Consider the following 17,923-nt stretch of genomic DNA (forward strand, 5'->3'; position numbering starts at 1 on the left):
ATGAAAGCATTGATCACAGGAGCCAGCGGGCTGATCGGGACGGAGTTGCAGAAGGCCTTGCGGGAAAAAGGCTGGGAGCTTTTACTTGCCTCGCGGAGCGAGCCGAAGGACGACCGGCACATCAAGTGGACCGTTGAAGAAGGCTTTCGGGACGAAGACCTTGAGCAGCTCGAGGGGCTCGATGCCGTGATCCACCTGGCGGGCGAAAACGTCGCCGGGCTTCGTTGGACAGACGAGAAGAAAAAGGCGATACGCGAGAGCCGCGTGCTCGGGACGCGGACGCTGATCGATGCATTTACCAAGCTAAAGGATCGGCCGAAGGCGTTCATTGCCGGCTCGGCGATCGGCTTTTACGGGAACCGCGGCGATGACGAAATGACCGAGGCGAGCCCGGCAGGCGACGGCTTTTTCCCCGAGGTTTGCCGTGACTGGGAAGCGGAATCGCGACGTGCGGAGGACCTCGGCATCCGGACGGTTCTGATGCGGACGGGCATCGTGCTATCAAAGGACGGCGGTGCTCTTGGCACAATGCTTCTGCCCTTCAAGATGGGCGTCGGCGGCGTGGTCGGCTCCGGGAAGCAATGGATGAGCTGGATCTCGCTCGAGGACCAGATCAGGGCGATACTTTTTGTGCTTGAGAACGAGAAGATGCGCGGAGCCGTGAACCTGACCTCGCCAAATCCGGCGACGAACGAGCAATTCACGAAAACGCTGGGCGAGGTGCTCTACCGGCCGACGTTCCTGCCGTTGCCCGAGTTTGCGGTCGGGATGATCTTCGGCGAAATGGGCGACGCGTTGCTGCTTGATTCAACAAAGGTTCTGCCGAAGCGGCTTGAAGATGCGGGGTTTGAGTTTAAGTACCCTGAGTTGAAGTTAGCATTGGAGAAAGCAGTTGAGTGAAACTCCTGAATAAATTCAAGCAAAAAGAAAACTCGTCATCCCTACCGGATACTAGGGCCATAAAACGAGGAGAAATTCGAGGGATACTGTTGGATTTTGCCGAGACAACGATACCCGATTTTGAGTTTTTGGATTATCGACAAGGCTTTTACACATTTCGTCGGCAAAGGACGTTTCGGAAGTACACGGTCAACGAACTGTTCCACGTGGGCTTTTCTTTGAAGGGCGAAACGTTCTCTTGCTCAGTTGCCTCACGCCTAAACCCAGAACTCGTTTTCAACAATGGGTACAATGTGGGCCTCATCAATCCCCACGCAGATCTAGTCTCAGTAAAAATGGGAACTGGCATTATTCCCTATGAAGAAGCGTACTATTTCCATGACGGTACGCTGGAAGTGTGCATACGGTGTGCGTCGGAGGTCTTCTCGGACATTAAGGATTATGGAATCCGATTCCTGGACAAACAGTTTCGGTTACTTAACGAGAACAAAACCATTCGTGTAGGTTTTGATTTCATCGAAGAATTGAACTCGATGGCACTCAACGAACTTGCGTCAATCGTTGTATCTGAGAAGGTAAACCGCCTCGAAATGGAGAATTCGACGTACATACGACTGAAGAAGACCCTTCAAGCGGTTCCCGGGGAGTCAAGAGAATTTCGAAAACGACTTCCGAACACAGCTGTGGAGTTAATAGAACTTGCGTTAGCGATGAACAACATTCACATCGCTAAAGGGATATCGAATACCTCCCGCCCACGATAAACATTGAATTCAACGTTGTAGATTTTTACCGTGCGGAAACAAGTAAGGGCCGGCTTGGGGAGCAGTCGCTGTCGAACGGGGCGATCTGTAGATTTAGCATGTACTCGCCATCGGAAACCTCGTTTGGGACATAGATCAGTTCTGTGATGGTCGAGTTCATCCGCGTCTCCGGGTTCGTTTCAAAACTTCCTTCCTCAACATTCCAAAAAATTCGATGGTTGATGAGCTTGCCGTCGTCGAAGATCCGGTCGATCGAGGGCATATCGACGAGCAGGTGTGTGAATCCGTGTTCGACGATCAGCCGCATTGCGTCAGCGGTGAAATAGGGCGGAATGTTGTCCTCGCCATATTCGGCTGAGAGTTTTGCGTCGGTGTTTGGCAGGGTGCGGATGATCAGGGCCTTTGAATGCGGAATTCGGAGTGCGGAATGCGGAATATCATCTTCAACAGACGCGAGACGTTCGATTAGTGAATCTTTGGCTATTACTTTGTCGCCGCCGAACTGGCCGCCCGCTGCTCCCTCCACCCCGGCCTTTGGCCACCCCTCCTCAGGCAGGAGGGGAACTGGCGGTTCTGACGGCTCGACTGAGATCAAGACCGCGGGGATCAGGATTTCGGTCAGGCAATCGCGAATCGATTTGCGTTCGTTGGTGATGTGGCCGACGCATTCGGTGTGAGTGCCGTTGCAATGCGGGATAAATGTGTATTGTTCGAAGTTCACGCTCCCGCCCTGCCGCGTATCGCCGACTAGGCTGCCTGCACGAACGGGCTCCGACCGCGCCCGCTCGACACCATAGGCATTCGGCTGTGGGCCGTTGAACTTTAGCGGAATTGAGATATCGAACGTCATTTTTGTTTTAAGCTCTAAGCTGTTAGCTATTAGCTTTTAGCCGGAATTGAGATATCGAACGCCATGTTTATCTCAAGCTGTAAGCCATTAGCTATTAGCCGGAGAGCTAACGGCTAAGAGCTTACAGCTAAAGGCTATAATTCCAACTGCCGCAGACGCTCGGCAACGTCATTAAGATCGAGTTCGCTAACGTCATCTACAGAAGAACATATCTGCATTAACAGCTCGTCTTGGGCGTTACCGCGGCGGTGGGCTTCGGAATAGGGCATATCTTCGCGGAACGTGACCATTGAATACTTTGAAAAGTAATCGGGATCGGTTTGTTCAAGCCGGGTTTCGAGTTCGCGTTTGCGTTGAAAGACGGGGTCGGCAACACGGTCGCGCATCTCGTAGAAATTCTCTTCGGCAAGGCCCGCGATGGCGTCGGTGTTTACTTTTCGGAGTTCACTATATTCTTCATAGACTGAGGCCCAGTCGGGCTGGCCGGCCGATGACAAGAGGCCGTCGAGCACTCGGACGTCTTCGAATGAGCAGTTCATGCCCTGGCCGTAGAAGGGCACGATCGCGTGGGCCGAATCGCCGAGCAGAAGCGCTTTTCCGCCGGCGTTCCAGGGCCAGCACTTGATGGTCCCGAGTTGGCCGGTCGGGTTGGCGAAGAAATCTTCGACAAGCGTTGGCATCAGCGGAACGGCGTCGGGGAATTCGGTGTTGAAGAAATTGATGACACTCTCCGAATCGGTGAGCGACTCGAAGGACCACTCAGACTGGCCGCCCGCTAACTCAGGCGGTTCTGACTTGTGAGCCAAGAAAAGAGTGCAGGTGAAGCTGCCGTTGTGGTTCGGCAGGGCGATCATCATGAACCGGTGCCGCGGCCAGATGTGGAGAGCGTTCTTTTCAAGCAGGAACGAGCCTCCGGGGCCGGGCGGTATGTGAAGTTCCTTGTAGCCGTGGTCGAGAAATCGCGAAGAGAATTCGAAGCCGGGCATTTGCCGCTGCATTGCTTGCCGGACGGGCGAGCCGGCGCCATCGGTTGCGATGACGGTATCGGACCGCACCGTACGGCCGCTTGCAAAGCTGACCTCGCCGGTTGCGGTTTCGATTCCGGTGCACCGCTCGTTGAAGATAAAAGTTGAGTTCGGATACTTGTCGGCCTCGTTCATCAGCGCGATGTTGAGGCCCGACCGCGAGACCGAGTTGATGTATTCGCCCTCGCGGCCGCTATAGGGCAGTAGCTTTTGTCCGCTGTCGACGCCGTGGATCATCCGCCCGCGCATTGGCACCGCCTCGGCGAGCATAAAGGCGTCCATTCCAACCTCGCGGAGTGCGGCGATGCCGCGGTCGGAGAGGGCGAGGTTGATCGAGCGGCCGGCCTCGACCTCCGCATTACGCATATCGCCGCGTGCTTCGAAGACGGTAACGCTAAAGCCGCGGCGGGCGAGGTAGATGGAAAGGAGCGAACCCGCAAGGCCCGCACCGATGATCGTGACGCTGTTGCTATTCATGTTCAGCCGGAAGCTGCCGGGTGTGGTTCTCCAAGTGGATTGTAACAAACTCGAGTCCCTTGGCCGGGGTGAAATCGCCAAACAAGTGATGGGTCATTTTCGCTTGCGGATCCACCATTTTTGCAGTTAACTTTGCCTCGAATCTTTCACCGAAGTCGCGAAGCTGCCGGAGAGCCTCGGCCCGGTCCTCGATACATTCGTCCGGGCGGATCTCGCTTGGTGACTTTGCACCTGCCGGAAGCCGGCGGTTTCGCATGATGTAGGGAAGAGCGAATAGGCGAAGAAATGTCCGCAAAAATATGCCGCCACGCGGCCGCAAACCGACGCCGGTATCCTGCTCGCGTATGAGCACTTCGTAAGCTGCCCGAAGATGCTCGGTTATCTCCATCGGCGACCATTTTCCCTCGCCAACCGGATGATTCCAGGCCGATTCGTCGAGGTTCGCAGCGATGTCAATGTATCGACTAAGCGACTCCGAGTGCGTCGCAACCAGGGCGTTCCATTGGCTATCGTTTGCGTTCGTCATTGAGGCGACAATTCAGCTAACTTAATTGATCTTTTCAACCCGCACGGCCGTTACCTTGAACTCGGGTGCGAGCGTAAAGCGGTCGCGGACCGGGCTTGTGGCGTAGTTCAAAAAGACCTTCGGGTCGTGGAACGTGGCGAAGAGCTTTCCGGGCTGCACCTTTTCGGTGATTTTGACGGGCAATTCGGCCTCGCCGTGTCCGCTTATCATCCGAACCCGTTCGCCGTGTTTAAGCCCGATCTGCTCCGCATCGGCCCGACAAATCATTAATTCGTCGGTTGGGAGCAATTCGATGTTCGGCGTTCGCATCGTCATCGTTCCCGCATTGAAATGATAAAGCGTGCGGCCGGTCGTAAGCAAAAACGGGAAGTCGGCGGAGACGCGTTCGGGCGTCGGCCGATACTTTATGCGGCGGAGTGCGGCCCGCTTGCCGAGCGAAAAGCTCTCGCCGTGGAGAACCGTCTCGCCGGGGTGCGATTCATCCGGGCAGGGCCACTGCAGGCCGTGATGGTCGATTCGCGGGTAGCTGATGCCGCGGCCGGCGGGCCAAACGGCACGGACCTCGTTCCAGATCTCTTCGGCGGACGTGAATGCAAAATGCTCGCCTTTGCCCATCGCCTTTGCCACCTCGCAGACGATCTCCCAGTCATTTCGGGCATTGCCGCGGGGCGTGACGGCCGCACGGATGCGCTGGATACGGCGTTCGGCGTTCATAAAGGTGCCGTCCTTTTCGAATGAAGATTGAGCAGGCAGGAAGACATCAGCGAACCTCTTCGCCGTCTCGTTCATGAAAAAATCCTGGACGACGCAGAACTCGAGCCCGGAGAGCGAGCGTTCGGTCTCGTGTGAATTCGCGTTCGAGAAAAAGACGTCGTAACCGATGGTCCAGAGGGCTTTGAGCTTGCCGGACTTGGCGGCATCGATCATCTGCAATTGATTGAGCCCTTTCGACTCAGGCACCGGAGCGTTCCAGATGGATTCAAAAAGCGGGCGGCCTTCTTCGACGGCGATGGAGCCGGTCAAGATGCCGGGATCGCAGCCCATGTGAGCCGAGCCTTGAACGTTGTTCTGCCCGCGGAGCGGATTGACGCCCGAGCCGGGCTTGCCGATGTTTCCAGTCAGAAGGGCGAGATTGACGACCGTCATCACGCCCTCGGTGCCCTGAAGATGCTCGGTCATGCCGAGGCCATGGAAGCACATCGCCGGTTTTGCGGACGCATAGATCCGGGCCGCGGCACGAATATCTTCGGCAGCGACGCCGCATTCCTCCGCCACCGCCTCGGGCGAATAGTCGGCGAGAAACGTCTTGAACTGCTCGAACTCATCGACCCGTTCGCTGATGAAATCTTCGTCGGCGAGGCCTTCATCGATGATGGCGTGGGCCAGTGCATTGAAGAGGGGGATGTTGGTCCCGGCATTAAGCTGCAGGTGTACGTCGGCGTATTTTGTAAGCTCGGTGCGACGCGGGTCGATGATGATAAGTTTCGTGCCCCGGCGGACGGCTTGCTTCATCCTTGCGCCCGGTATCGGGTGATTCTCGGTCGGGTTCGCGCCGCAGATGAGGATGCTCCGGGCAAGTTCGATGTCGTCAAAGGAATTGGTTGCCGCACCGGTGCCGAGCATCATCTTCATCGCCGCGGCGGTCGGCGTGTGGCAAACGCGGGCACAGCAATCGACGTTGTTTGTGCCGAGTGCGACGCGGGCGAACTTTTGCGCTACGTAATTTTCTTCATTGGTCGCACGCGCCGAGCCGAGGACGGCGATGCTGTCCGGGCCATCGGTGGCGATGTAGCCGTTCAACTTTTCGGCGGTGTAGGCGATCGCTTCATCCCATGTGACGTTTCGCCATTCGCCGTTCTCGCGGATCATCGGTTCGGTGACGCGGTCCGGCGCATCGACGAAGCCGTAAGCATAGCGGCCCTTTACGCAGAGATGGCCGCTGCTGACGGGTGCATCATTGACCGGACGCACCTGGACGATCTTATCGTTGCGGGTTCCCACGCTCATCTCGCAGCCGGTGCCGCAATAGGGGCAGGTCGTGCGTGTCCATTTTTCCGCTGTGCCGAGGTTGATGACGGAGCGGTCCTCGAGAGCTCCGGTCGGGCAAACGTCTGAACACGCACCGCATGATACGCAGTTGCTCTCGCCAAACGGGCCGAAGTTGTCCGGCACGATAAATGACTCCTCGCCGCGGCCGGCCACCTGCCAGATGAACTGGCCCTGCACCTCATCGCAGATCCGGACGCACGAATAGCAGTCGATGCAGCGGGACATATCGACCTTGATGTAGGTGTGCGAATCATCGACGAGATGGCCGTTGATATTTTGAGCAAAGTCGGTGGCGGTCAGGCCGTAGTCGCGGGCGATGCGGTGAAAGGGCTTTTCGGGAAATTGCTCAAACGCTTCGGCGGGATAGCTGCGGGCAAGCATTTTCAGGTTCATCCGGCGGCCGGCCTCGACCTCGGCGGAGTGCGTCTCGACCGTCATCCCTTCTGAGATCTCAACGGCACAAGATGGAGTTTCACGTAGCGAGCCTTCGACATCAACAAGACAAAGGCGGCACGCGCCGGCGGGCTTGAGCCGCGGATCATCGCAAAGCGTCGGGATAGAAACGCCGCATGCACTTGCGGCCTTGAGTATCGTTGTGCCCTCAGCGAATTCGTGGGTGGTGCCGTTGATAGTTGCGCGTAGCATAGTGCCTCCTCAAGCCGGATCGGACGGGAAAATCAAAGGCTAGATGCAGGCTAAGCCAAAGGTGATACGACCATTTTAGCGCAATGCTTCGCCGATGACCTCAGAAAAGCGGAAGACGTCAGCAAAACTGTTGTAGAGCGGCACCGGAGCGACGCGAATCACGTCCGGCTCGCGCCAATCGGCAAAGACGCCTCGGGCGGTTATCGCGTCGAAAAGCTGCTTGTCGGCATCGCGAACGCGGATCGAAAGCTGGCAGCCGCGTTGCTGCGGGTCGGCTGGTGTTATCAGCTCGATGCGTTCGGTCGCGATCTGTCCAAGGAGGTACTCGAGATAGCCCGTTAATCTTTCAGACTTAGTTCTGAGAGCTGGAATCGTAGCCTCGTCGAAGATCTCAAGCGAGGCTCTGAGGGCGGCGAGCTGAAAGATCGGCGGATTCGAGAGCTGCCAGCCTTCGGCGCCGGCGAGCGGGACGAACTCCGGGCCCATTAGGAAACGCGTCGCTTTATCGTGTCCCCACCAACCGGCAAAACGCGGCAGTTCGAAGCTGCGGGCGTGGCGTTCATGGACAAATATGCCAGCGATGCCGCCGGGGCCGGAGTTAAGATATTTATAAGAACACCAGGCGGCGAAATCGACATTCCAGTCGTGCAGATGCAGCTCCAGATTTCCGGCGGCGTGGGCCAGGTCAAAGCCGACAACACAGCCCTTTCGGTGGCCGGCCTCGGTGATCGCGGCCATATCGAAAGCCTGGCCGGTGTAATAATTGACGCCGCCAAGCATTATGAGGGCAATGCTCTCGCCTTCACGGTCGATGAGTTCGAGGATGTCTTCGGTGCGGAGCGTCGCTTCGCCCTCGCGAGGCGTGAGTTCGATCAGGCTAGGAGTTCCAACTTTAGCTGGCCCGACTTCATCGGATAGGCGCCTAAAGGCGGAACTCCAAACCTTGATCTGCGATTCGACGGCATATTGATCTGACGGGAACGCCCCGCGTTCGATGACTATTTTGTGCCGCTCGGCGGTCGGTCGGTAGAACGAGACCATCAGCAGATGAAGATTGACGGTCAGCGAGTTCATCGCGACGACCTCGATCGGTTTCGCCCCAGCGACGCGGGCGAGCGATTCCGTCACGAATTCGTGATAGGGGAGCCATGGGTGGCGTGCATGTATATGGCCCTCGACTCCGAGGCGGGCCCAATCGTCGAGCTCGGCATTGATGTATTCGCGGGCGGTTTTTGGCTGTAGGCCCAGCGAATTGCCGGTGAAATAAATGGCCTCGCCGCCTTCGGGAAGCTGCGGAATATAAAACCGTTCGCGGAAGCGGGCAAGCGGATCTTCGCGGTCGGCGGCCGCCGCAAACTCCGGCCCGGGATTGAATTCATGATCTTGAGCCATAGATCTCTGATACAAATCTAAACTATCGGGAACATTTCGAAAACCGCTGACGTTAAGCAATCTACCTAAGCGGGCGATCATTTCTTCTTCTTGATATTTTTTTGATCCGAAGCTCGCGTTAGGAGATGCGGGGCCAAGCAGACCCGGAAATTTAAACCGAACAACTCGGAGGCACTAATGAAAAAGATCTTCAAACTTACTTCTCTTCTCGCTGTCGCACTTTTCGCAGGAGCTGTCGCAACGAGCGCACAGACCGTTACCAAAATGGAAGCCGAGATCGCTTTTGACTTTGCCGTCGGCGACAAAACGCTTGATGCCGGAAAGTATGAGGTCCGCGTTGCCCGCAACTCGGCCGGAGGTGCTTCGGTCATTATTCTCGACGATAAGCGCAAAGTCGTGCATTCGGTATTTGCCACATACAGCGGCGACATCGCAAAGAACTCGGCTGAACTAGTCTTCACACGCCAGCAGGGGCAGTGGGCACTTGCGAAGGTCAATATGATCGATTCGGGTATCGCAGTACCGACTTCGGCAAAGGTCAGGTACTCGGCAGACGTAAAGACCGATTAAGCCTGCGGCTAGCAGGTTGAAAGAACAGAATGCCTCGTGCCGGAAGTGAAAGCCGGTGCGGGGCATTTTTACGTTTGGCTGAATTGTGAAAGCGGCAGGCCGAGCCAATTGAGGGCGGCTCCGTGGAAGAGCATCGACTTGATCATGTCATCGTAGGGCATCGAGTCGATCAGCTTGCCGGGTTCGAGCTCGCCTAGCGGAAAAGGATAATCCGTGCCGAGAGCGACCTGATCGGCACCGACGAGCTTGATCAGATAATCGAGCTTTGCGGGGCCGTGGACCAGAGCATCGAAATACATCTGGCTGAGATATCGCCGCGGGCTGTGCGGATTATCCACCGCGCAAAGGTCGGGGCGGACATTGAAGCCATGGTCGATGCGGCCGATGGTCGCCGGGAACGAACCGCCGCCGTGGGCAAAGCAAATGCGGAGGTCGCGGCACTTTTCGAGCGTTCCGGAAAAGATAAGTGAACAGATCGCCCGCGAGACCTCGGCCGGCATTCCGACCAGCCACGGCAGCCAATATTTCTGCATATCGGCCTCGCCCATCATCTCCCACGGATGAACGAAAACGGCCATCGAAAGCTCCTCACATGCCTGAAAGAACTCGAGAAACTGCGGCTCGCTGAGATTCAATTGATTGACGTTAGTACCGATCTGGACCCCGGCGAGGCCGATCTGTTTGCACCGTTCGAGTTCGGCGATGGCAAGCTTTGTATCCTGAAGCGGTAGCGTGCCGAGCCCGACGAAGCGAAGCGGAAACTCCGAGACTATCTCGGCGATATGGTCGTTTAGAAACTTTGAGACCTCAAGGCAATCGGCCGGCTTTGCCCAGTAGCTGAACATCACGGGCACGGTTGAGAGGACCTGTACGCCGATGCCGTGCCGGTCCATTTCCTCTATCCGCTTTGCGGGGTCCCAGCAGTTGTCCTCAACATCACGAAACTGTTTCCCATCATCGCGGACCATATGCGCCGAACACGACTGGTAATGATCCAGCGCGATAAACCCGCCATAACCAAACCGCTCCTTCCACGCCGGGATGTCTTTGGGAAGAATATGTGTGTGAACGTCGATCTTTAGCACGTCAATTCATTATCGGATTCATTTCCGAATCCGCAAGTTCACCCGGCTGCCGGCCGCCGAGAAAAGCTTCGAGATCAGCATGCTGATGCGGGTTTGCCGGCTTTGCGATCGGCGTGCCATCTGGAATGTAGATGATCGTCATAACTTCGCGAATTCGGTCAGCGTTATGGTTCGGTCCTGCTGAATGGATGGTCCAGCCGAGGTGAAAAGTAGCATCGCCGGCTCTTAGGTTATCCGGGCCGCTGATTGGGTAACCCTTATCATTCACGAATCGGGAATAATAAGAGTCGCTTTCGTCAGAGATCTCAAGATCGGTGCGGTGTTGGTCTTTGTGCGAGCCTTCAACGAATCGCATGAGGCCCATATCTGCAGTTACGTCTACGAGCGGCATCCACATTGTCACAGCCATTTCGGTAGCAAGCGGCCAGTAATACATATCCTGATGCCATGGAGTCGGCCCGCCCCCGGGTTCCTTGAACAGAGCCTGGTCATGGTAAATACGAACCCGTGCTACCCCGAGAATATCCGCAGCCGCCTGAGCGAAACCGCTGTTGAAAACAAACTCCTTCACACCCGGATCCTTCCGCCAGAGGTTAGTAACCTGAAGGAATGCTTTGCCGTAGGTGTCGCGTTCGCCGAGCGGGCGATGCTCGTTCGCGAGCCGTTTGACAGCTGCTGAGATATCCTTTCGGCCCTGCTCTACCTCCTTCGAACTGGCAATACCGCGCACGAGTGTCCATCCTTTTTCGGCAAGACAGTGGTCGCGGGGAGCGGGTGCCAATGTCTTCGCCTTTAGGGTTTCGATGGACACAAGCGAATCTCTCCTTTCGTAAGGGCCGCTACTTCATGCCGCTGGTTATGCGACGACCGGAGGCGGTTCCATTACTGTGCCGCAGGCTTTGCAGGTGCGGAGGTCTTGGCTACCGTAGAACTTTTCGAAGACGCCCTGGAATTGGGTCGTGATGTCGCCTAGCTGGAAATATTCTTCGTAGAGCTTTTCGTTGCAGTTTTCGCAATACCAGAGCAGGCCGTCGAGTTCGCCGGGGCGGCGTTTGCGTTCGATGACGAGGCCGATAGTGTTCTCGCCGCGGATCGGGTTGTGCGGGATTCGCGGCGGGAGCAGAAACATCTCGCCTTCGCGGATCGTGACATCGGCCGGCTTGCCGTCCTCTTGTATCTTTACAAGCAGATCGCCCTCAAGCTGGTAGAAAAGCTCTTCGCCCTCGTCCCAGTGATAATCTTTCCGCGAGTTCGGCCCGCCGACGACCATCACGATGAAATCCTCGTTTTGATAAACACACTGATTCCCGACCGGCGGCTTGAGCAGGTGCCGGTGCTCATCGATCCATTGTTTGAAGTTGAAGGGGCGTCGTATAGTCATTACACTCCGAGAAGAAAAGTATAGAGGAAAAATTATGCGCAGACTAGCTTTGATCGCCGCAGTACTTATCATTGCCGGAGTAACGGCAAGCGCTCAGGGAAAGGTGATATTGGGTGTATTCGCACATCCGGATGACGAAAACCTGGTTGGGCCGGTGCTTGCAAAATATGCCCGCTTGGGAAACAAGGTCTACGTCATCATTGCGACCGACGGCAATAATGGCACCCGCGTAACGAAGATTCGGGCGGGTGAGGAACTCGGACGCGTTCGCAGACTCGAAACCGCCTGTGCCTGCGAGAAACTTGGTATTGAAAAGCCGATCTATTTTTCACAAGAAAGGCTCGACACGATGATCGGCGTGCGAGCCTACTTGAATGCCCACGCTAACACTAAGAAATTGCTAAAAGCGAAGATCGAGGAGCTTAAACCCGACGCCATCATCACCTTCGGGCCGGACGGTGAGTACGGGCATTCGGAGCATCTTGTGATCGGTTCTATTGTGCAGGAGGTTTTGCTTCGCGAAGGCTGGATTGAGAGGTATCCGCTGTATTTCCCCGCTTTCACGAAAGAGCAACTCGGCGGGGACGACAGTGTCGGCCATATCGATCCGAAATACATTAACCTGACAGTTAAGTTCAACGATGCCGACAGTGCACGTTACATGGAGGCTGCAAAGTGCTACGTATCTCAATACACCGAAGTTGAGATCGCCGAGTTGATCGCCGATGCTAAAAATGACAAAGAAAAGATCTTACATTTCAGAAGATTTTCGATCGACCGAAAACGAGGAAAAACAGATCTGCTGAAATAGAAACCCATTATAGATGCGATAGTTTTTCGACCGTTCGCCAGTTGCGGGCGGTATAGGCGACCTTTAGCTTTTTTTCGATGAAGCCTTTGCCGAGCAAGCTGTTGGCGACACCTAATTTCAGGTGGCAATAGATCTCGCGGCCGAGAATGGTGAAGCGTTCATCGTTTGTTTGATTGGCTAGGAGTTGCTGCAATTTATCAGCAGGCATTTCTTCTTTTAGAAAGAGAACGTGTATTTCTTTGTGGCTCTCGAACTGGCCAGCAAACGGGTTGTTTTCAAGGACCGTTTGAATCTGCCGCTGTTCGCGGACCATTACGGGAATAGATTTGCCGAATGTGTTCTGGATGGCGGATTCGATCTGATTCGAGAAGGCTATTTCGGGCGTTTCGCCCTTACTTAGGTGCGGGCTACTGACACAGTCGAACGCGATGTTTCCGCTGTTGATGTAGCTTTTTACATTGCCAAAATGGAGAGCTTCGAACATCGCCCGAAGCTCTTCCATTTTGATCATCGTATTGCCGCCGACATTGATGCCGCGGAGAAGTGCGATGTGTCCCATAAAAGTGAAAAAGTGAAAAAGTGAAAAGGTGAAAAGGTGAAAAGGCGAAAAGGTGAAAAGGCGAAAAGGCGAAAGGGTGAAAAGGTGGGAGAGTTGTCGGCGATGAGCCTTTAACTTTTCCACCTTTTCACATTTACCCCTTTCGACCTTTTAGGCGTTCGCCATGTCTATGACAAAGCGATAACGGACGTCGGCTTTGACGGTGCGGTCGTAGGCGGTGTCGATGTAGTCCGGTTTTATGACCTCGACATCGGAGACGATCCCGTGCTTGACGCAGAAATCGAGCATCTCCTGTGTCTCGGGAATGCCGCCGATGAGCGAACCGGCGAAGGTCTTATTTCCCATGATCAGCGAGGCCTGGTGAAGGGTCGCAGGGGCATGCGGCATGCCGACCACGACGAATGTTCCGAAGGGCCCGAGAGCATTTATGTACGGATTTATATCGTGATCGGCAGAAACTGTGTCGAGCACAAAATTCAGCGTGCCTGCAGCAGCGGCCATCGCTTCAGGGTCCTTGCTGAGGATGAAGCTATCGGCGCCGAGAGTTCGTGCATCGGATTCCTTGCCCGGCGACGTGCTGAAAACGGTTACCTCGGCCCCCATCGCCTTAGCAAGCTTAACGGCCATATGGCCGAGCCCGCCTAGGCCGACGATGCCGACCTTTTGGCCCGGCCCGACGCCCCAACGCTTGAGTGGTGAATATGTGGTGATTCCGGCACAAAGAAGCGGAGCGACGCCTGAGAGGTCGCCTTCGGCATTGACATTGAGCGCGTATTTTTCGTCAATGACGTAATGCTTTGAGTACCCTCCATAGGTGGGCGTCGTGCGGTCCATTTCGGTGCCGTTGTAGGTGAAAGCACAGCCCTGGTAGCAATAATGTTCATTGCCGTGAGCACAACTCGGGCACTCGCGGCAGGAATCGACAAAGCAGCCTATGCCGGCAATGTCGCCTTCCTTGAATTTGGCCACCTCGTCGCCTACCTTTGTCACGCGGCCGACGATCTCATGGCCGGGAACCATCGGATAAATAGCGGGCATCATCTCTGCCCACTCATCGCGTGCCTGATGTATGTCCGAGTGGCAAATGCCGGCGTAAAGTATGTCGATAAGAATATCTTTCGGGCCGACCTCGCGGCGCTGAAACTCAAACGGTTCAAAACTGGCCTCGGGCCCGGAAACTGCGAAACCGCGAGTCGCGGTCCCTTCTGCTGCTGGTGCTGTCATTTTTATCTCCCTTATAGTGTTGTTTACCCACGAAACTAGCGAAAAATTGCTATCTAAATTACGTCGTGTATTTTGTGCTTTTCGCGGGCGACTCTCAATCAATTGTCGCGATGACCTTCAGTTCGATGGCGATCGGCGTTGGTAGCGAGCTTATCTCAACGGTCGTTCGGCATGGACGATTCTCGGCAAAATATTCGGAGTAGATTTTATTATACACGGGAAAGTCGGCCTTCATGTTTGTCAGGAAAACCGTCACATCGACTATTTGGTCCCACGACGAACCGGCGTCCTCGAGGATATAGCGGACGTTCTGGAAAACGGACCGGCACTGCGTTTCGATGTCGTAGGAAACGATCTCACCGTCCTCATTCAGCTCAACTCCGGGTATCTTTTTCTCGCCTCTAGTCCGCGGCCCGACGCCCGAAAGAAAAAGTAGATCGCCGACGCGGCGTGCGTGCGGATAAAGCCCGACCGGTTCCGGTGCCCGGGAAGACTCAACGGCAGTTCGTTCGCTCATAGGCGGATTGTATCGCAGTTTGCGGGCAGCGGGAACTCATCGTGCCATCTCCACTCAATTGGAATTCACAGCTAAAACGCGTCAAAATCCCCATATGGAAAGAATCATCCTTGAGATCGTTCTCATCGGTGCGCTGATATTTATTAACGGGCTCTTTTCGATGACCGAGCTTGCGGTGGTCTCGGCGAGGCGGATGCGTCTTCAGGGAGCGGCGGAGGGCGGCAGCAAAGGAGCGGCCGCGGCAATCGAACTGCAGGAGCGGCCGGAGCGGTTTCTTTCGGCGGTGCAGATCGGCATTACGCTCGTCGGTATTCTTTCCGGAGCATTTGGCGGAGCGTTGCTTTCGCAGGAGGTCGCCGCAGCGGTCGCGACCATTCCGATGCTTGAGCCTTATGCGCCGACCATCGGTTTCGGGCTTGTAATACTCGTTATCACATATTTTACTTTGGTTGTTGGCGAATTGGTTCCAAAGAACATCGCGCTCAATATGCCGGAGCGCGTCGCGGCTTTTTTTTCGCGGCCGATGCGGTTCGTCTCAAAGCTGACGGCTCCGGTCGTTTGGCTGCTGAGCCGCTCGACCCGGATGGTCCTCGGGCTTTTTCGCATTTCGGAAGCATCGGAAAGTGTGATGACCGAGGAGGAGATCAAGGCCCACATTGCCCAAGGCACGGAGATCGGCGTTTTTCACTCAAGCGAGAAGGAATTGATCGATAGTGTGCTTCGGTTCGATGACCTGCGGGCGACCGCACTAATGACCTCGCGGGTAAAGATCGAATGGATAGATCTGGATGACGACCCCGAAGCGAATATGCGGCGGCTGGCAGAAAGCAGCTATTCAAGGCTGCCGGCCGGACGCGGAACCTTGGACGAACTCGTCGGCGTCATTGAGAAGCGAGATGTGCTTGTGCAATTGCTCGAGAATCGCGAGGTCGATCTCTCGGTTGTGCTCCGCGAGCCGACGTTCATCCCGGAGACCGTTACGGCGCTTGAGCTACTCGGCGTATTTAAGAACACGGCGTCGGACATGGCGTTCATCGTGGATGAATTTGGTTCGATCGAAGGCTTGGTCACACTGAAAGATGTACTCGAAGAGATCGTCGGCGACTTTCCGGTCGGCGGAGTCGAACACGGTAACGTGGTCGTCCGCGAAGACGGTTCGCTTCTGATCGATGGAAGCATGCCGGTCGATGAATTTTTGGAAGCCATCGGCATCAAAGGCCATCCCGCGGGCGAACGCGGAATGTATCAAACGCTGGCCGGCTTTGTGCTGACGCGGCTAGAAAAGCTACCTCACGAAGGCGACCACTTCACCTGGAACGGCCGCCGCTTCGAGGTCGTAGACATGGACGGCCGCCGAGTGGATAAGGTGCTCGTGTCGGACGTTCCTGCTGATTGAAAATCTAATTCCGTTGCGGAACATATTTCGGATAGTGGTATGAAAATCCGAGCAGTCTTGCAGTAGGTGCCATCAGCAGGCGCATCGCCTTTTGTATCGGTAGCGGCGGGCCATCGGCGAGCCAGGAATCGGCACTATCGCCGTAAACCGAAAGCTGCATCAGCATCGCCGGGACGCTTGGGCCGTTCGGATACTCGTCCATAAAACCGTACATCTGCGTCAAAATGTACGCAAACTCGATCGGGATCGCGCTTGCGTCGCCGCCTTCGACAACAACGATCTCGTTGGTTTCGTTGAACGGTTTGTGCGGGGTCATCGGCGGGATATGGATCGTTTCGCCGGCGTGCAAAGTTTTCTTTTCGCCGTCGATCAAAACGCTAAGCGTGCCTGACTTTACTGTAAACGTTTCCCCGAAATGTTCATGAAAATGTTCGGGCGGACCGGCCGCGTTTGGAGCGATCTCAAGCCGCGTATGCAGCCAGCCATCGCCAACCTCAAGCACGGTTTGATCGAACCCTTCGAATCGGCTGACGAGCCTGTCGCCCGGTTTGAAAAACCCTGCCAGATCGGGCATCTCCGTCGGAAATGCCGTATTAATCCCGATGCCGAGAAGCAGATAGAGGCCGACGACGGCGAAGGCGGAAAGAATCACTTTTAAGAATCGCATCATATAGGTTCCTCAACCTACACGCGTAAGATAGCTAGATTTTGATACACACGTTCTTTTCTTCCGTAAAGAATTTCAACGCTTCGAAGCCGCCTTCGCGGCTGATGCCGCGGTTTTTTACTATTTATCACCGCCGATTCCGTGGTGATTGCCGGTCTGTTCATTGGTCTTGCTGTCCAAGCCCAAGCTCAATTGATCGTCGTCGGTAGCCATATTCCGTGCCCGACGACGAACGCCAAAGACGATGGCTGGCACAAGGAGAAAGATTATACCGAAAAGAACAAACATTCTAGCAACAGTTGCTATAGTCTCGTTCGAGCAGATCGGGCAAGGTTCGAGAGGCTTTCCAAATTCGAATGCATCACAGATGAAGTGTACTTGACGGTATTCGTAAAGAAGACAATTCTCCGGGAGAATCCAGATTCCTGCTACGATAAATATGACAGCGATCGATCCCGAAACATAGATCAGCAAGTTCTTTTCCTTCCCGGTCCACAATTGGTTCTGTCCATTCACATTCGAACGCATATATTCTTCTCTTCCGTGAAGAATTTCACCGATTCGAAGCCGGCTTCGAGGTTTAGTATATGCGTAAAGCTTATGGCTCAATGGCCAAATCCTTTTCCGACATCAGACGCAGAAACTCTTGCGGACGAACTATTTTCAGTTTCCTGAATTTCTGTCTGAATTCCTTGCTCACGTCATCGATGCCTGTCATCAGGTCGAGCAGGTCTCGATCCCATGTGATGATGAAGTCGGCATCACAATACACGGCCGCCTCGATCAACATATCGTCGTTTGGATCACGAACGATCTCAATAGAACCCTTTGGCACTTTCAGAACTTCGGCAACCTCTTCAAGTCCGGCTACAAATGCTTCGACATCGCGGTTTGTAAGGTCTGGCAGCAGCGATTCAATAGCAGGCCTTTTTATAACGCTTTTAAATTCGTAGATTATATTCTTCGACACATACAGCCGTATATCTTCGTTGAGTGCCAAATCAAAACAACGTCCCGCCGGCCCATATTTGTTTACTACAATTTGAATATAAATATTTGTGTCAAAGACAACTCGGAACATAAGA

At 55.0% G+C, this 17,923-nt stretch carries 19 protein-coding genes; 5 read left to right on the forward strand and 14 right to left on the reverse strand.

The genetic code is table 11. From position 1 onward, the window contains the following. The gene (locus tag IPM21_13265; GenBank protein MBK9164847.1) at positions 1-900 is read left to right on the forward strand and encodes a TIGR01777 family protein; all 900 of its coding nucleotides are present in this window, start codon (positions 1-3) and stop codon (positions 898-900) included. Continuing rightward, the gene (locus IPM21_13270; protein MBK9164848.1) at positions 897-1,664 is read left to right on the forward strand and encodes a hypothetical protein; all 768 of its coding nucleotides are present in this window, start codon (positions 897-899) and stop codon (positions 1,662-1,664) included. Before IPM21_13265 ends, IPM21_13270 begins: the two co-directional genes overlap by 4 nt. 25 nt (positions 1,665-1,689) lie before the next feature. Here the strand turns inward: IPM21_13270 and IPM21_13275 are convergent, their stop codons facing one another. The 5 genes from IPM21_13275 to kynU form a co-directional block, all read right to left on the reverse strand. Beyond that, positions 1,690-2,514: a cyclase family protein gene (locus tag IPM21_13275; protein ID MBK9164849.1), complete on the reverse strand. Its 825-nt coding sequence runs from the start codon at positions 2,512-2,514 to the stop codon at positions 1,690-1,692. A 134-nt stretch (positions 2,515-2,648) separates the two neighbouring features. Then, entirely contained in the window at positions 2,649-4,016 is a 1,368-nt protein-coding gene (locus IPM21_13280; GenBank protein ID MBK9164850.1) for an FAD-dependent monooxygenase, read from the reverse strand. Beyond that, entirely contained in the window at positions 4,009-4,542 is a 534-nt protein-coding gene (locus tag IPM21_13285) for a DinB family protein (protein MBK9164851.1), read from the reverse strand. Before IPM21_13285 ends, IPM21_13280 begins: the two co-directional genes overlap by 8 nt. 21 nt (positions 4,543-4,563) lie before the next feature. Further along, positions 4,564-7,236 carry a formate dehydrogenase subunit alpha gene (gene fdhF / locus IPM21_13290; protein ID MBK9164852.1) on the reverse strand — a complete coding sequence of 891 codons (2,673 nt, stop codon included), beginning with the start codon at positions 7,234-7,236 and terminating at the stop codon, positions 4,564-4,566. Between the two features lie 75 nt (positions 7,237-7,311). Beyond that, positions 7,312-8,628, reverse strand: coding sequence for a kynureninase (gene kynU, locus IPM21_13295; protein MBK9164853.1), 1,317 nt, complete (start codon positions 8,626-8,628; stop codon positions 7,312-7,314). Between the two features lie 177 nt (positions 8,629-8,805). On the opposite strand from kynU, the gene IPM21_13300 reads away from it, so the two are divergent. Beyond that, positions 8,806-9,198 (forward strand): hypothetical protein, encoded by a 393-nt coding sequence (locus tag IPM21_13300; GenBank protein ID MBK9164854.1) that lies wholly within the window; start codon positions 8,806-8,808, stop codon positions 9,196-9,198. A gap of 68 nt (positions 9,199-9,266) precedes the next feature. On the opposite strand, the gene IPM21_13305 is transcribed toward IPM21_13300, so the two are convergent. The 3 genes from IPM21_13305 to IPM21_13315 are packed head-to-tail and all read right to left on the reverse strand — an operon-like array spanning position 9,267 to position 11,664. Further along, a complete protein-coding gene (locus tag IPM21_13305) occupies positions 9,267-10,289 on the reverse strand; it encodes an amidohydrolase (protein ID MBK9164855.1) in 1,023 nt (340 codons plus the stop codon). After that, the gene (locus IPM21_13310) at positions 10,285-11,094 is read right to left on the reverse strand and encodes a phytanoyl-CoA dioxygenase family protein (protein MBK9164856.1); all 810 of its coding nucleotides are present in this window, start codon (positions 11,092-11,094) and stop codon (positions 10,285-10,287) included. Before IPM21_13310 ends, IPM21_13305 begins: the two co-directional genes overlap by 5 nt. A 45-nt stretch (positions 11,095-11,139) precedes the next feature. Further along, complete coding sequence (locus tag IPM21_13315) at positions 11,140-11,664, reverse strand: 3-hydroxyanthranilate 3,4-dioxygenase (protein ID MBK9164857.1); 525 nt, start codon at positions 11,662-11,664, stop codon at positions 11,140-11,142. Between the two features lie 34 nt (positions 11,665-11,698). Between IPM21_13315 and IPM21_13320 the strand changes: the two genes are divergently transcribed. After that, positions 11,699-12,475, forward strand: coding sequence for a PIG-L family deacetylase (locus tag IPM21_13320; protein ID MBK9164858.1), 777 nt, complete (start codon positions 11,699-11,701; stop codon positions 12,473-12,475). Positions 12,476-12,482: 7 nt separating this feature from the next. On the opposite strand, the gene IPM21_13325 is transcribed toward IPM21_13320, so the two are convergent. The 3 genes from IPM21_13325 to IPM21_13335 form a co-directional block, all read right to left on the reverse strand. Then, the gene (locus IPM21_13325; protein MBK9164859.1) at positions 12,483-13,034 is read right to left on the reverse strand and encodes a DUF1697 domain-containing protein; all 552 of its coding nucleotides are present in this window, start codon (positions 13,032-13,034) and stop codon (positions 12,483-12,485) included. A 150-nt stretch (positions 13,035-13,184) separates the two neighbouring features. Beyond that, positions 13,185-14,258 (reverse strand): NAD(P)-dependent alcohol dehydrogenase, encoded by a 1,074-nt coding sequence (locus IPM21_13330; protein ID MBK9164860.1) that lies wholly within the window; start codon positions 14,256-14,258, stop codon positions 13,185-13,187. A 94-nt stretch (positions 14,259-14,352) separates the two neighbouring features. After that, positions 14,353-14,775, reverse strand: coding sequence for a RidA family protein (locus IPM21_13335; protein MBK9164861.1), 423 nt, complete (start codon positions 14,773-14,775; stop codon positions 14,353-14,355). 94 nt (positions 14,776-14,869) lie between these two features. On the opposite strand from IPM21_13335, the gene IPM21_13340 reads away from it, so the two are divergent. Next, on the forward strand, positions 14,870-16,171 hold the full coding sequence (locus tag IPM21_13340) for an HlyC/CorC family transporter (protein MBK9164862.1): 1,302 nt from the start codon (positions 14,870-14,872) through the stop codon (positions 16,169-16,171). A 4-nt stretch (positions 16,172-16,175) separates the two neighbouring features. Here the strand turns inward: IPM21_13340 and IPM21_13345 are convergent, their stop codons facing one another. The 3 genes from IPM21_13345 to IPM21_13355 form a co-directional block, all read right to left on the reverse strand. Beyond that, positions 16,176-16,841, reverse strand: a complete 666-nt coding sequence (locus IPM21_13345; GenBank protein MBK9164863.1) for a cupin domain-containing protein — start codon at positions 16,839-16,841, stop codon at positions 16,176-16,178. 117 nt (positions 16,842-16,958) lie between these two features. Beyond that, complete coding sequence (locus IPM21_13350) at positions 16,959-17,126, reverse strand: hypothetical protein (GenBank protein MBK9164864.1); 168 nt, start codon at positions 17,124-17,126, stop codon at positions 16,959-16,961. Positions 17,127-17,436: 310 nt separating this feature from the next. Beyond that, a complete protein-coding gene (locus tag IPM21_13355; GenBank protein MBK9164865.1) occupies positions 17,437-17,919 on the reverse strand; it encodes a putative toxin-antitoxin system toxin component, PIN family in 483 nt (160 codons plus the stop codon). Between the last annotated feature and the right edge of the window lie 4 nt (positions 17,920-17,923).

The organism is Acidobacteriota bacterium, from assembly GCA_016716435.1.
Taxonomy (GTDB): domain Bacteria; phylum Acidobacteriota; class Blastocatellia; order Pyrinomonadales; family Pyrinomonadaceae; genus OLB17.